The organism is Paracoccus pantotrophus (assembly GCF_008824185.1).
Classification (GTDB): domain Bacteria; phylum Pseudomonadota; class Alphaproteobacteria; order Rhodobacterales; family Rhodobacteraceae; genus Paracoccus; species Paracoccus pantotrophus.
On the sequence record NZ_CP044425.1, the window covers coordinates 216133 to 228834 of the forward strand.

Genomic DNA, 12702 nt, shown 5'->3' on the forward strand with positions numbered 1-12702 from the left:
TCATGGTCATCCTCGTCCCAGGTTCGATCTTGCTGTGACATGCAATCGGGCATGGCGGGCGGCAATCCTGCGGCGGAGCGATCACGCCCCTTTCCCCGCCGATGCCCTGCGCCGCGCGATCCTCGCGCAGCCGAGCCCATGGAGCCGATGCACGCGATGCGATACGGCGCCGGATCGCGGCGGTCCGGGTCGCGCGCTGCGATGCGCTCGCCGGACGCCTTGACGCATCGCATCCTTGCCGGAGCAGCCGCCGAAAACGTCGCCGGCCGCATCCGGGACCGCGCGGTTATCGACCGGACCGGGCAAGGCCGATGCGGCGCGAGAAGCAGCAGAGCCCGCTGCCCGCCTTTCAGGCGGTTTCGCGCGCCAGTTCGACCGCCCGCGCGCGCAGCGCGAATTTCTGGACCTTGCCGGTCGAGGTCTTGGGCAGCGGACCGAACACCACCCGCGACGGGCATTTGTAGCCCGCAAGGCCCGCCCGGCAATGTGCGATCAGCCCGGCCTCGGTCTCCTCGCCGCCCTTGCGCAGTTCCACGAAGGCGCAGGGGGTCTCGCCCCATTTCTCGCTGGGCATGGCGACGACAGCGCAAAGCGCCACGGCGGGATGGCGGTAAAGCTGCTCCTCGATCTCGATCGAGGAGATGTTCTCGCCGCCCGAGATGATGATGTCCTTGGAGCGGTCCTTGAGCTGGATATAGCCGTCGGGATGCATCACCGCCAGGTCGCCGGAATGGAACCAGCCGCCGGCAAAGGCCGCCGCGGTCGCGTCCGGGTTCTTCAGATAGCCCTTCATCACCACATTGCCGCGAAACATCACCTCGCCCAGCGTCCGGCCGTCGGCAGCCACGGGCTGCATGGTTTCCGGGTCCATCACCGCCAGTTCGTCCAGCGACAGGTAGCGCACGCCCTGCCGGGCCTTGCGCGCCGCCTGCTCGGCGGGCGGCAGCCCGTTCCAACCGGGGTTCCATTCGTTCACCACGGCCGGGCCATAGGTCTCGGTCAGGCCGTAAAGATGGGTGACGCCGAAGCCGGCCTGCGCCATGGCTTGCAGCACCGTCTCGGGCGGCGGGGCGGCGGCGGTGTTGAACATCACCTGCTGCGGAAAGCTGCGCTTCTGGTCGGCCGGCGCGTTCAGCAGGGTGGACATGACGATGGGCGCCCCGCACAGATGCGTGACGCCGTGATCGGCGATGGCGTCGAAGATCGCGCCCGCCCGGACCCAGCGCAGGCAGACCTGCGTGCCCGCCTGGACCGGCACCGTCCAGGGAAAGCACCAGCCGTTGCAGTGAAACATCGGCAGCGTCCACAGATAGACCGGATGCCGGCCCATCCCGGCATGGATGATATTGTTCAACGCCATCAGCGCCGCGCCGCGATGGTGATAGACGACGCCCTTGGGATTGCCGGTCGTCCCCGAGGTATAGTTCAGCGAGATCGCGTCCCATTCGTCGCCGGGCAGGGCGCCCGGGAAATCCGGGTCGCCCTCGGCCAGAAGCTGCTCATAGTCGAGGCGGCCGATGGGTTCGCCCTTGGGATGGGGGGCATCGTCGGGATATTCGGCGTCATCGAAGTCGATCACCAGCGGCCGCACCCTGGCCAGCGCCAGCGCCTCGGCGGCCAGCGCGGAAAACTCGCGGTCGACGATCAGCACGCGGCTTTCCGCATGGTCCAGCTGGAAGGCGACGGTCGCCGGATCGGAGCGGGTGTTGATCGAATGCAGCACCGCGCCCCCGGCCATCGGCACGCCGAAATGGGCGTGGATCATCGGCGGCGTGTTCGACAGCAGGACCGAGACGGTATCCCCCCGGCCGATCCCCCGGCCCAGCAGCGCCGAGGCCAGCCGGCAGCAATCGGCCCAGAGCCGGGCATAGCCGTGGCGCTGGCGGCCATGGATCAGCGCCGGATGATCGGGAAAGGTCCGCGCCGCCCGCCGCAGGTAAGAGATGGGCGTCATCGGCTGGTGGTTGGCTGCCGTCCGTTCCAGCCCCTCGTCGTATTTGGTCATGCTTCTCCCCCCAATTCGTAGCCTGGCCCGGTGCCTGGCACCCGGCGTGTCGTCTGGTCGCCGGCCGGCCCTGCGCCCCTCCCCGAAGCCGCCGCACGGGGGCCGCGCTTTCGGCCCCGTCTCCCGCGCCCCTGCCGCCAGCAGCGAGCGCCGGCCCGAGGCGCAATAGAACGCATAAATCCCGCCCCCGGTAAAGCGAGGCTTGCGACGGGGCTTCGGGGTCGATCCAGAACGCCTTGCCGTCGCCGGCGACGCGCGGTGCCGCCTATGCCATCGATGCGGGGGCCGGCCAGCCTGGGCAAGCAGAACCGTGGAGATCCTGACGCCCAGGGCGCGCTGGCGACGCGGCATGCCGGGAAGCGGCTCGACCATCAGGCACGCCGGGGTCGCCGCATCGCCATGGCCTGCTGGCGGCCAGGCTTGCCGGATGGCACGGCTTTTCGCGCCGTTCCCGGATCGGGCCTGCCGATAGGCGATCCGCACCATGCCGAATGGCCATGCACGGCAGCGGGGATCGCGCGAAAGCGAGAGATGCAGGCCGTATATCCTGCAAGAGGCCGGGGCCGGTCGGGATGGCATGCCAGCCATCCGGGCACATGGGTCACGCCAATCCCGAACCGTCGCTGCACGAGGCCAACAGATCGAGGCCGAGCGCCGCGGAACTGGACGGCATGGGCATTCCCCATACCCGCGCCGGCGATCGGGGATTGGTCGCGGCAGCGGCCGGCCCGCGATCCGAGGGGCCAGCGAGCAACCTCATTGCCGCGCCACTTCGCCCTTGATTACATACCAACCAGTCGGTATCCTTGATTCCAAGGAGAGTGACATGCCCGCCCGAATCGCGAAACCCAGCGCCCGTTCCAAGCTGCTCGATGCCGCCCTGTCGATGATCCGCGCCAAGGGCTACTGCGCCACCACGGTCGACGAGCTATGCGCCACCGCCGGTGTCACCAAGGGCGCCTTCTTCCATCATTTCAAGAACAAGGACGAACTGGGCGTCGCCGCCGCCGAGCATTGGTCCGAGGTGACAAGCGCCCTGTTCGCCGCGGCGCCCTATCACGATCAAGCCGATCCGCTTGACCGCGTGATCGGCTATGTCGCCTTCCGCAAGACCTTGCTGCAGGGCGGCGTGCCCGATTTCACCTGCCTCGTCGGCACCATGCTGCAAGAGGTCTATGAGACGGCTCCGGCCATCCGCGAGGCCTGCGACCGCAGCATCAGCAGCCATGCCCGGACACTGGAGGCGGATATCGCGGCGGCGATGCGCGACCGGTCCCTATCGGCCGACTGGACGCCAGAATCGCTCGCCCTTCACATCCAGGCCGTGCTGCAGGGCGCCTTCATCCTCGCCAAGGCAAGAGGCGGGCCGCAGGTCGCCGCCGACAGCATGGACCACCTGACCCGCTACCTGACGCTGCTGTTTGGCGCGGGTGGCGAAAACCCCAACCGGTAAGGAGACCGACATGCCCAGCACCATCACCCTGCATCGCGTCATCGCGGCGAAGCCCGAAAAGATCTACCGGGCTTTCATCGAACCGGATGCCATTGCCAGCTGGCTTCCGCCCTTCGGCTTTCTCTGCACCGTCCATGAACTGGACGCCAGGGTCGGCGGCAAGCACAGGATGTCCTTTCGGAACTTCACCACCGGGGACAGCCATTCCTTCGGCGGCGAATATGTCGAACTCGTTCCCGGCGAGCGGCTGGTCTACACGGACAGGTTCGACGACGCGAACCTGCCGGGCGAGATGCGGGTCACCGTCACGCTGAAGCCCGTGTCGGTGGGCACCGAGATGACCGTCGAGCAGGCCGGCGTGCCGGACCTGATCCCGGCCGAGGCCTGCTACCTGGGCTGGCAGCAAAGCCTGCGCAAGCTTGCGAGCCTGGTTCAGCCCGAAATCAACCAGTAGCGGCGGCGGATCGCTGCCGGCAGAGCGGCAAACGGAAACCGAGCAAGGGAAGACCCCGTTCACCCTGTGCGAAGCCCCAGACCAAAGGAGACCAGAGATGACCGATCTTGTCACATGCCTGTGGTTCGACCATGGCGAGGCCGGAAAGGCGGCCGCATTCTATGCCGCCACCTTTCCCGACAGCCATGTCGACCAGGTGATCGCTGCCCCGTCCGATTATCCCGGCGGCCAGGCGGGCAACGAGCTGACCGTCGAATTCACCGTCCTCAATCGCAGGTTCATCGGCCTCAACGGCGGCCCGGCTTTCACGCCGAACGAGGCGGTCAGCTTCATGGTGCTGACCGAAGACCAAGGAGAAACCGATCGCTACTGGAACGCGATCGTCGGAAACGGCGGCAAGGAAAGCGATTGCGGCTGGTGCAAGGACCGCTGGGGCCATTCCTGGCAGATCACCCCGAGGCGGCTGATGGAACTGATGGCCGACCCCGACCGCGCCAAGGCCAAGCGCGCGATGGAGGCGATGATGACGATGCGGAAAATCGACATCGCCCGGATCGAGGCGGCTGCCTCTGCCGGGACGGCGTGACGGGGCAGGGGATAAGAGCCGCCGGGGTCTCGGGTCCGGGGTCCGATGGCGGCGCGCGGTTCTTCTGCGGCGGCGGCAGCAGCGGCACGCTGAGGGTGGTTCTGCGCAAGGCGGATCAGGACGCGACTTAGGGCCTCCGGGCATTGGGGCTCCTCGCTAGGAACCTGACAGCGGGGCCTCGGCAGGCTATGCTGTCGGGGTCCTTTCCATCGGACCCCGGGAGGCAGCGATGAGCGACGATCACACCGGCAAGGGCATCCTGCATCTGCCGCCCGACAAGGGGCGGCGCTATGAACTCGGCCGGATGACGGCGGTGTTCAAGGCCGACGAGGGCGAGACGGCTGCGCGCTACAGCGTCTCGGAATGGTGGCTGGAGCCCGGCGCCGACGGCCCGGGCGCGCATGCGCATGAGGGCAATGACGAGATCTTCTACGTCATCGCCGGCACGGTCAGCTTCCTGGCCGGGGAGGACTGGCTGGACGCGCCGCAAGGGACCTTCCTGCGCATCCCCGCCGGCGTGGCACATGACTTCAGGAACCGCACCGCCGAGCGTGTCGGTCTGCTGAACGTCTTCATCCCCGGCGGGTTCGAGCGCGACATGCCCGCCATCGCCGACTGGTTCAGGGACAATCCCTAGGCCGATGCGCGGCAAGGCCTCGATCACGGCGGATCTTCGGCGGCTTGGCCTGCGGCCGGGCGACCTGGTGATGGTCCACGCCTCGCTGAAGGCGCTCGGCCCGGTCGAGGGTGGCGCGGCCGGGGTTGCCCAGGCGCTGCTGGATGCCATGGGGCCGGGCGGCACGGTGATGGGATATGCCTCCTGGGACCGCTCGCCCTATGAGGAGACGCTGAACGGCGCCCGGATGGACGAGGATCTGCGCCGCGATTGGCCCGCCTTCGATCCCCGGACTGCCGGGACATATCGCGGCTTCGGCCTGCTGAACCGGTTTCTGGCAGAACTGCCCGGTGCCCGGCGCAGCGCTCACCCGGATGCCTCGATGGTCGCGGTCGGCCCGCTGGCCGGCGCCCTGGTTGAACCGCACCGGCTGGGCCAGGCCCTGGGCGAGGGCTCGCCGCTGGAACGCTTCGTCCGCCTTGGCGGCAAGACCCTGCTGCTGGGGGCGCCGCTCGATGCGGTGACCGTGCTGCATTATGCCGAGGCCGTCGCCGACATCCCCGGCAAGCGCCGCGTGAGCTACGAGATGCCGGTTCGCGGCCCGGATGGCCGGACGATCTGGGAAGCGGCCACGGATTTCGACTCGAACGGCATCCTCGATTGCTTTGCGGTCGAGGGCCGGCCGGATGCGGTCGAGACCATCGCCCGCGCCTATGTCGCGACGGGCCGGCACCGCGAGGGCATGGTCGGCGCCGCGCGCTGCCATCTGTTCGACGCGCAGGATATCGTCGCCTTCGGCGTCGGCTGGCTCGAGCGGCAGTTCGGATCGGCGCCGCATCCGCGGTCACGCCGAGACGGCCGAGACATTCGGACCGGGCAAGACGACCCAATCTGACAGGAGGAACGCCTGATGGAAGCTCCGCGCATCTACCCGACCTTCCGCTTCCGCGACGCGGCGGCGATGATCGAATGGCTGGAAAGGGCCTTCGGCTTCACCACCCACGCGAAATACATGGATGGCGACAAGGTCGCCCATGCCGAACTGGCCTTCGGCTCGTCGATGATCATGTGCGGCGACGACAGGGAGGACGCCTATGGCGAGATGGTGGGCCAGCCGTCGGGGCAGGGCGGCAAGTCGCTCTATATCGCCGTGGACGATGCCGACGCGATGTTCGCCCGCGCCCAGGCCGCCGGCGCAGCGATCGAGGAAGGGCTGACCGACCGCGACTATGGCAGCCGCGAATTCATCTGCCGCGATCCCGAGGGCAATCTGTGGTGCTTCGGCACCTGGTGGCCGAAGGTGACCGACAAGGGCTGAGCATCATGGTCCAGCGGATTTCGCACCGGATCGCAGCCTTCATCGACGCCTTGCCGCTGGCGCCGGGCCAGAGGGTGCTGGAGATCGGCTGCGGTCCGGGCGTGGCGGCCCGCGCGGTTTCCCGCCGCGTCGGGAACGGCTTCGTCCTGGCCATCGACCGCTCGGCCAAGGCGATCGAAAGCGCGGTGGCCGGATCGAAGGCGGAAATCGCCACCGGCCGCCTGCGGTTCCTGCAAGCGGCGATCGAGGATTTCGCATTGCCGCCGGGTGAAGAGCCCTTCGACATCGCCTTTGCGATGCGTGTCGGGGCGCTGGACGGGCGCCACCCGGAGATCGAGTGCCGCGCCCTTGAACGGTTGCGGATCGCGTTGAAGCCGGCGGGACGGCTGTTCATCGACGCCGGCCATCCGCTCAAGGAGGTCAGGCTGGGAACACGGTGACGGTTCGGCTTGTGCAAGATACCGGGTGATCCGGAAACCGCTCCGCGTTTCAATGCGCGACCGGATCGCCGGCCCCGCAGCTCGGGCAGGTTGTCGCTGCGTCACAGCCCCCCCTTGCATGCGCCGCCCGCCATGCCTACCTGCGTTTGCGACCCGCCGGCAGCGAAAACAGAACAAAGGGCATGCTGACGATGCGTTTTCTGCTGACATTCCATTGCGAGGCGACCGGCCAGTGGCGCTGCCTCGATACCGCGTTGCTTGCCGCGTTCCGCTCGGGCAGGGCCGAGGATCTGCCCGCGGCCCTGCGCGATGAGCCGGATCTGGTCATGCGCTGGCTGCTGGGGCGCTATGAGATCGCGAAGGCGCTGATCCCCGCGACGACAGGCCCGGCGGGGCAGGATGGCCTGATCGCGGTCTATGCCTTGGACCCCGACCGATCCGTGATCGGTTTCGAGAACGCATATAACGGCGCCTGGCTCGAGATGTTCCTGCTTGAGAACCGGCCGATCGGCCATATCGGCATGTGCAAGGTTTCTGCGCCGTCCGTGGCGATGGTCAAGCTGGAGGAACGGGCGGCGCGGCCCCTGTGGACCTCCGACGCGGCCTGCCACCAGACGGTGAGTCGGATCATCGAGCATCAGGAAATGCTGGACAAGCGGCGCAAAACCGGCGCCGGGCGGGAAAACGCCCCGGTGGAGAAGCTGAAGACATAGGCCAAGATCGTGGCACATCGCCGGCTGGTCTGCGTTGCAGGCGATATCTGCCGAAACCGGGACCGCATGTCATTCTCCTGACGGGCGGGCGGTGATCGACGCGCGGGACCATGCGGTGAAGCCGCGCATGCCGCTGCCGACGCATCCGAGCAGCCCGAGGCCGGCAAGGACGGCCGGACCCCGTTCCCGACGGTGAAGGCCCCGCATGACAAGAAATATCCCGACTATCGCGAAGGGGCGCCGGATTCGCTGCTGCGCATCGCCCCGGACGGGCTGGGTGGCGGGTGCGCGTGATCCCGGCCATGGCGGCGAGGGTCCGCGAACATCCGCTCGGCAGGGGCGCATGCCGATCATCGGCCCATGCAGGATGCCTGGCGTCCTGAAAAGCTGGGCGATCCTCTGACCGCGCCGGCCCCCGGCCTCATCGGGGGCATTCAGCAAGGCGTTTCTGCCCCCGCCGCAGGGCGGCAAGGCCGCCCTTTCGTGGTCGAGGCGGGCAGCATCCGCATCGCCGCCCTGGGCACGCAATCCTCGGCCGATCTGCAAGCCGGCGATGTCGAAGTGTGGGTCGCCGAGCACAGCGCGCGGGTCGAGCCGGTCGCCGGCCCCGCCGCGCCGGTCGTGCTGGCCGAGGGCGTGGGCGTCGATGCCCGGCCCCATGCCATACCGGCCCCCGTGCCATACCGGCCCCCGTGCCGCGCGACATGCACCTCGCCCATGCCTGGCGTTCGGGCGAACTGGTCTTCGACGACCGGCCCCTTGCCGAAGTGGTGGCCGCGCTGCACCGCCATCGCCACGGCAGCCTGCTGCTCCTGACCGTCAAGCAGCCGCTGGACAAGCTGCACCCGGATCACTGCCAAGCGCCTTCGATACGGTCATGCGTTCGATCTGGAAGGGGGCGGTTGGTTGGAAGCCGGGCGATAGGGCAGGGGGCGGCGGATGCCCGTCGGCGCGTTGCGCCTGGCACCTTTCGGCCGCCTTGGCCGCAAATGCAGCATCCCCGGCTGTCGATGCGCGACGGGCAGGGGGCGGCAACGACAGGCATCCGGGAGATGGTCAGGCACTGCTGCGCGGAATGAAGCTGCCGGGCAGCAGCACGTCTTCGGTCCGCTTGCCCTCCAGCACCTCCAGCAGCTTTTCGGTCATCTGGGTGACCGGCTGGCGATAGGTGGTCAGCTGGTAGGTGGGCGAGGCCGCCAGCGGAATGTCATCAAAGCCCGTCACCCCCACATCCTGCGGCACCCGCAGCCCCAGCCGCGAGCGCAGGGCATCCATCGCCCCGATGGCGATGATGTCGTTTTCGCAGACCAGCACGTCCGGCCGCCGGTCCAAGGCGTATCCCCGCATGGCGGCAAGAACACCCTCGAACGCGGCGCTGAAATCGTATTCGCCGACATGGATCACCGGCACGCCATCGCCGGTCATCTCGCGCCAGCAGGCGTCGAAGCTGTTCTTGCGATGCAGCTTGGCCGATTGCGTGTCCGGCCCGGCCACGAACAGCGGCCGGCGATAGCCCTTGGCATGCAGTTCCGCGGCAATGGTGCGCATCGCCACGCTGTCGTCGCAGGCGATGGTCAGCGTGTTCGGGTTCTGGCTGTAGCGGGCGAAGATCACCAGCTTCTTCAGCCGCCGCGCGCCAAGCGCCGTGTCCAGCACCCGGTCGTCGAAGCGCGTGCCGATCACCACCGCCGCATCCACCCGGCGCTGGCTGGCCGCCAGCAGCGCGGCCGAGGCATCCTCGCTGTCGGACATATGGACCAGCAGCGTCGCCCAGCCGTTCGACCACAGGATCCGGGTCAGGCGCTCCAGCAGCACCAGCTTGTGCGGGTTGGAAAAGTCGTTGGTGATGATCGCCACCAGGTTCGAGCGGTCCGAGGCCAGCGAGGCCGCCAGCAGGTCGGGCGCGTAACCCAGCGCCTCGGCCGCGGCCATGACCTTCTCGCGGCTCTTGCGGGAAATCGAGGCGTCCTTCTTGAAGGCGCGCGCCACGGTCCAGCGCGACACGCCGGCGGCGGCGGCCACGTCGTCGGCGGTCACGGTCTCGTCGATATCGGCCTGATCGGGTGGCATGGGCATGGGCGCAGGTTATCCCAGCCCCGCCATGGTGGGAAGCAGTTTGCTCGCGCGTGCATATTTTTCTTGCACGCGCGAGCAAACGAAAGCAGTCTGGCGCTAACAGACGATGCTGCGACTGATTCGAGGGAGGAGTGCAGGATGCTCAGGGTTGCCCTGCTGGGGGCTGGCCGGATCGGCCAGGTCCATGCGAAATCCATGACGGCGAATGCGGATTCGCGGCTGGTGGCCGTGGCGGATGCCCATGCCGAGGCGGCGCAGGCGCTGGCGGCGCGGATCGGTGCCGAGGCGAAAACGGTCGATGAGATCCTGGGCGACACGGGCATCGACGCGGTGCTGATCGCCACCTCGACCGACACCCATTCCGACCTGATCCAGCGGGCGGTGGCGGCGGGCAAGGCGGTCCTGTGCGAAAAGCCGGTCGACCTGTCGCTGGAGCGCGCGCTGGCCACGCTGAAGGCCGCCGACGACGCCGGGCGCCCAGTGATGATCGGCTTCAACCGCCGCTTCGATCCGAACTTCGCCGCGCTGAAGGCCGCCTTTGACGGCGGAGAGATCGGCAAGGGCGAGTTGCTGTCGATCACCTCGTTCGACCCGGCGCCGCCCCCGCTCGAATATGTAAAGGTCTCGGGCGGGCTGTTCCGCGACATGATGATCCACGATTTCGACATGGCCTGCTGGATCTTCGGCGGCCCGCCGGCGCGCATCACGGCCACTGGCAGCGCGATGGTCGATCCCGAGATCGGCGCGGCGGGCGATGTCGATACCGCCGTGGTGACGATGCTTTGGGAGGATGGCCGCATCGCCGTCATCAAGAATTCGCGCCGCGCCGGCTATGGCTATGACCAGCGGATCGAGTTGCTGGGGGCCGGGGGCCTGCTGGCGGCAAAGAACGTTCTGGAAAACACCGTCGAGAAGATCACCGCCGAAGGCGCCGTCTCGGCCAAGCCGGTGCATTTCTTCCTGGAACGCTACATGCGCGCCTATGAGGACGAATGGACCGCCTTCGTCGAGGCGCTGAAATCCGGCGCCGACATGCCGGTGACGCTGCGCGAGGGCGTGGCCGCGCTGGCCTGCGCCGAGGCCGCGACCCGTTCGGCCCGGACCGGCGAGACGGCGGCGGTGACGCCGGCGATGCTGGGGGCCTGAGATGCGCCGGACCGGTTGCTGCACCTGGATCTTCGGCGGCGAGGATCTGGCCGCCATCGCCCTGCGGGTCAGCCGCGCCGGGCTGGACGGGGTCGAACTGCACGGCGATGTCGGCGGGATCGACCCGGTCCGGGCCGGGCGCATCTTCGCCGACCGGGGGCTGACCATCTTTTCGATCACGCCGGGCGATGCGGATATCTCGCATCCCGATGCCGCGATCCGCGAACAGGCACTGGCCTATTACGAAAGGCTGGTCGGCTGGGCCGGGCAGCTGGGGCATGGCGCGCCGCGCATCTCGGTTCACGGGCTGGTGGGGCGGATCCGCCCGGTCTCGACCCAGGCCCGGGAAGACGCGCTGCTGGCCGACAGCACCCGCCGCATCTGCGCCATGGCCGCGGCGGCCGGGCTGCCGGTCGTCTTCGAGATCCTGAACCGCTATGAAAGCCATCAGGTCCGCACCGTCGCCGAGGGGCTGGCGCTGCTGGACCGGGTCGGCGCGGCCAACCTGTCGCTGCTGCCCGACGCCTATCACATGAATATCGAGGAGGCCTGCCCGGCCGCCGCCCTGCGGTCGGGAGGCGCCAGCATCGGCCTCTATCACGTCGCGGATTCCAACCGCGGCGCCATCGGCGACGGCCATGCCGACATCGCCGCACAGATCCGCGCGCTGGATGATATCGGCTATGACGGCCCGGTCATCATCGAGCCCGCCGCCCCCGGCCCCGATCCGTTCAGCACGGACAAGGGCGAGGGGTATCGCGATATTCTGGAGGACATGCTGTTGCGCTCGGTCCGGGCGCTGCGTGCCCTTGGAAGCTGAATCCGGCAGCTGCGCCGGATGCTGGCTGGCGGAGGGGTCAGCCGGTCAAGATCTGTAAAAACTGGGAGGACAAGATGAAATACGCAACTGGTGCCGCCGCGACCGCCGTTTCGCTGTTGCTGGCGGGGGGCGCCCTGGCGCAGAACATCGTCGTCGTGGCGCATGGCCAGGCCAACGACCCGTTCTGGTCGGTGGTCAAGAACGGCGCCGCCAAGGCCGGCGAGGATACCGGCGCCAACGTCGATTTCCGCGCGCCCGAGACCTTCGACATGGTCCAGATGAGCCAGCTGATCGACGCCGCCGTGAACCAGCAGCCCGACGGGCTGGTCGTGTCGATCCCCGATGCGGATGCCTTGGGGCCGTCGATCCAGCGCGCGGTGGATGCGGGCATCCCGGTGATCTCGATGAACTCGGGCGGCGACGTGGCCCATGACCTGGGCGTGCTCTTGCATGTCGGGCAGTCGGAATACGACGCCGGCAAGGCGGCGGGCGAGAAGCTGGCCGAGCTGGGCGGCACGAAGGGCATCTGCGTCAACCACGAGGTCGGCAACGTCTCGCTGGACCAGCGTTGCGAGGGTTTCGCGGAAGGCTTCGGCAATCCGGTCTCGGTGATCCCGACGCAGATGGACCCGGCCGAGGTGCAGTCCAAGGTCCGCGCCGCGCTGGAGGCCGATCCCGAGGTGGACACCGTCCTGGCCCTGGGCGCCAGCATGGTGGGCGAGCCCTCGGTGGCCGCGGTCGAGGCGCTGGGGATGCTGGAGGACGTGCGCGTCGCCAGCTTCGACCTGTCGGCGGGCTTCCTGCAGGCCGTGGCCGACGGCAAGGCCGCCTTCGCCATCGACCAGCAGCAGTTCCTGCAGGGCTACCTGCCGGTTTCGTTCCTGGCGCTGCATGCCAGCTATGGCCTGATCCCGGCGGGCGACGTGCCATCGGGACCGAACCTGGTGGGCGAGGACGCGGCGGCGCAGGTGATCGACCTGTCGGCGCAGGGCATCCGCTGATCCGTCACGCATCCGGCGGGCGCGCCTTGCCGCGTGCCCGCCCCATCCGGAACCGATGAAGGGGAGGGGAAAAC

14 protein-coding genes and 1 pseudogene are annotated in these 12702 nt (G+C 68.4%); 13 read left to right on the forward strand and 2 right to left on the reverse strand.

Features of this window, described 5'->3' with window-relative positions:
- Positions 1–349: 349 nt before the first annotated feature.
- On the reverse strand, positions 350–2005 hold the full coding sequence (locus ESD82_RS08920; protein WP_147429322.1) for an acyl-CoA synthetase: 1656 nt from the start codon (positions 2003–2005) through the stop codon (positions 350–352).
- 826 nt (positions 2006–2831) lie between these two features.
- Between ESD82_RS08920 and ESD82_RS08925 the strand changes: the two genes are divergently transcribed.
- From ESD82_RS08925 to ESD82_RS08970, 10 genes and pseudogenes are all read left to right on the forward strand, one after another.
- Positions 2832–3458, forward strand: a complete 627-nt coding sequence (locus tag ESD82_RS08925) for a TetR/AcrR family transcriptional regulator (protein WP_147429321.1) — start codon at positions 2832–2834, stop codon at positions 3456–3458.
- A gap of 10 nt (positions 3459–3468) precedes the next feature.
- Entirely contained in the window at positions 3469–3912 is a 444-nt protein-coding gene (locus ESD82_RS08930; protein WP_024844579.1) for an SRPBCC family protein, read from the forward strand.
- 97 nt (positions 3913–4009) lie between these two features.
- Positions 4010–4498 carry a VOC family protein gene (locus ESD82_RS08935; protein WP_147429320.1) on the forward strand — a complete coding sequence of 163 codons (489 nt, stop codon included), beginning with the start codon at positions 4010–4012 and terminating at the stop codon, positions 4496–4498.
- Positions 4499–4521: 23 nt separating this feature from the next.
- Positions 4522–4629: pseudogene (locus ESD82_RS22160) on the forward strand (glutamine cyclotransferase); the annotation flags it as partial.
- A 98-nt stretch (positions 4630–4727) separates the two neighbouring features.
- Positions 4728–5135, forward strand: coding sequence for a cupin domain-containing protein (locus ESD82_RS08945; RefSeq protein ID WP_147429319.1), 408 nt, complete (start codon positions 4728–4730; stop codon positions 5133–5135).
- A gap of 4 nt (positions 5136–5139) precedes the next feature.
- Positions 5140–6009 carry an aminoglycoside 3-N-acetyltransferase gene (aac(3), locus tag ESD82_RS08950; RefSeq protein ID WP_147429318.1) on the forward strand — a complete coding sequence of 290 codons (870 nt, stop codon included), beginning with the start codon at positions 5140–5142 and terminating at the stop codon, positions 6007–6009.
- 15 nt (positions 6010–6024) lie between these two features.
- Complete coding sequence (locus ESD82_RS08955; protein WP_147429317.1) at positions 6025–6432, forward strand: VOC family protein; 408 nt, start codon at positions 6025–6027, stop codon at positions 6430–6432.
- A 5-nt stretch (positions 6433–6437) separates the two neighbouring features.
- Entirely contained in the window at positions 6438–6872 is a 435-nt protein-coding gene (locus ESD82_RS08960) for a class I SAM-dependent methyltransferase (RefSeq protein ID WP_147429316.1), read from the forward strand.
- A 191-nt stretch (positions 6873–7063) separates the two neighbouring features.
- Positions 7064–7585 (forward strand): hypothetical protein, encoded by a 522-nt coding sequence (locus ESD82_RS08965; protein WP_147277962.1) that lies wholly within the window; start codon positions 7064–7066, stop codon positions 7583–7585.
- A 483-nt stretch (positions 7586–8068) separates the two neighbouring features.
- Complete coding sequence (locus tag ESD82_RS08970; RefSeq protein WP_147429315.1) at positions 8069–8401, forward strand: hypothetical protein; 333 nt, start codon at positions 8069–8071, stop codon at positions 8399–8401.
- A 240-nt stretch (positions 8402–8641) separates the two neighbouring features.
- Here ESD82_RS08970 and ESD82_RS08975 read toward each other — a convergent pair whose 3' ends face one another.
- Positions 8642–9661, reverse strand: coding sequence for a LacI family DNA-binding transcriptional regulator (locus ESD82_RS08975; RefSeq protein ID WP_081750505.1), 1020 nt, complete (start codon positions 9659–9661; stop codon positions 8642–8644).
- Between the two features lie 138 nt (positions 9662–9799).
- Here ESD82_RS08975 and iolG point away from each other — a divergent pair, with 138 nt between their 5' ends.
- From iolG to ESD82_RS08990, 3 genes are all read left to right on the forward strand, one after another.
- Positions 9800–10807 (forward strand): inositol 2-dehydrogenase, encoded by a 1008-nt coding sequence (gene iolG, locus ESD82_RS08980; RefSeq protein WP_147429314.1) that lies wholly within the window; start codon positions 9800–9802, stop codon positions 10805–10807.
- 1 nt (position 10808) lies between these two features.
- Entirely contained in the window at positions 10809–11627 is an 819-nt protein-coding gene (locus tag ESD82_RS08985) for a sugar phosphate isomerase/epimerase family protein (protein WP_147429313.1), read from the forward strand.
- 74 nt (positions 11628–11701) lie between these two features.
- Positions 11702–12628, forward strand: coding sequence for a sugar ABC transporter substrate-binding protein (locus ESD82_RS08990; RefSeq protein ID WP_024844590.1), 927 nt, complete (start codon positions 11702–11704; stop codon positions 12626–12628).
- The last annotated feature ends 74 nt before the right edge of the window (positions 12629–12702 follow it).

Bases quoted from the DNA above. Each gene is read 5' to 3' on its own strand.
- ESD82_RS08945 (WP_147429319.1), top strand. From the start codon at position 4,728: ATGAGCGACGATCACACCGGCAAGGGCATCCTGCATCTGCCGCCCGAC.
- ESD82_RS08930 (WP_024844579.1), top strand. From the start codon at position 3,469: ATGCCCAGCACCATCACCCTGCATCGCGTCATCGCGGCGAAGCCCGAA.
- ESD82_RS08935 (WP_147429320.1), top strand. From the start codon at position 4,010: ATGACCGATCTTGTCACATGCCTGTGGTTCGACCATGGCGAGGCCGGA.
- ESD82_RS08965 (WP_147277962.1), top strand. From the start codon at position 7,064: ATGCGTTTTCTGCTGACATTCCATTGCGAGGCGACCGGCCAGTGGCGC.
- ESD82_RS08925 (WP_147429321.1), top strand. From the start codon at position 2,832: ATGCCCGCCCGAATCGCGAAACCCAGCGCCCGTTCCAAGCTGCTCGAT.
- iolG (WP_147429314.1), top strand. From the start codon at position 9,800: ATGCTCAGGGTTGCCCTGCTGGGGGCTGGCCGGATCGGCCAGGTCCAT.
- ESD82_RS08975 (WP_081750505.1), bottom strand. From the start codon at position 9,661: ATGCCCATGCCACCCGATCAGGCCGATATCGACGAGACCGTGACCGCC.
- ESD82_RS08990 (WP_024844590.1), top strand. From the start codon at position 11,702: ATGAAATACGCAACTGGTGCCGCCGCGACCGCCGTTTCGCTGTTGCTG.
- ESD82_RS08955 (WP_147429317.1), top strand. From the start codon at position 6,025: ATGGAAGCTCCGCGCATCTACCCGACCTTCCGCTTCCGCGACGCGGCG.
- ESD82_RS08960 (WP_147429316.1), top strand. From the start codon at position 6,438: ATGGTCCAGCGGATTTCGCACCGGATCGCAGCCTTCATCGACGCCTTG.
- ESD82_RS08985 (WP_147429313.1), top strand. From the start codon at position 10,809: ATGCGCCGGACCGGTTGCTGCACCTGGATCTTCGGCGGCGAGGATCTG.
- ESD82_RS08920 (WP_147429322.1), bottom strand. From the start codon at position 2,005: ATGACCAAATACGACGAGGGGCTGGAACGGACGGCAGCCAACCACCAG.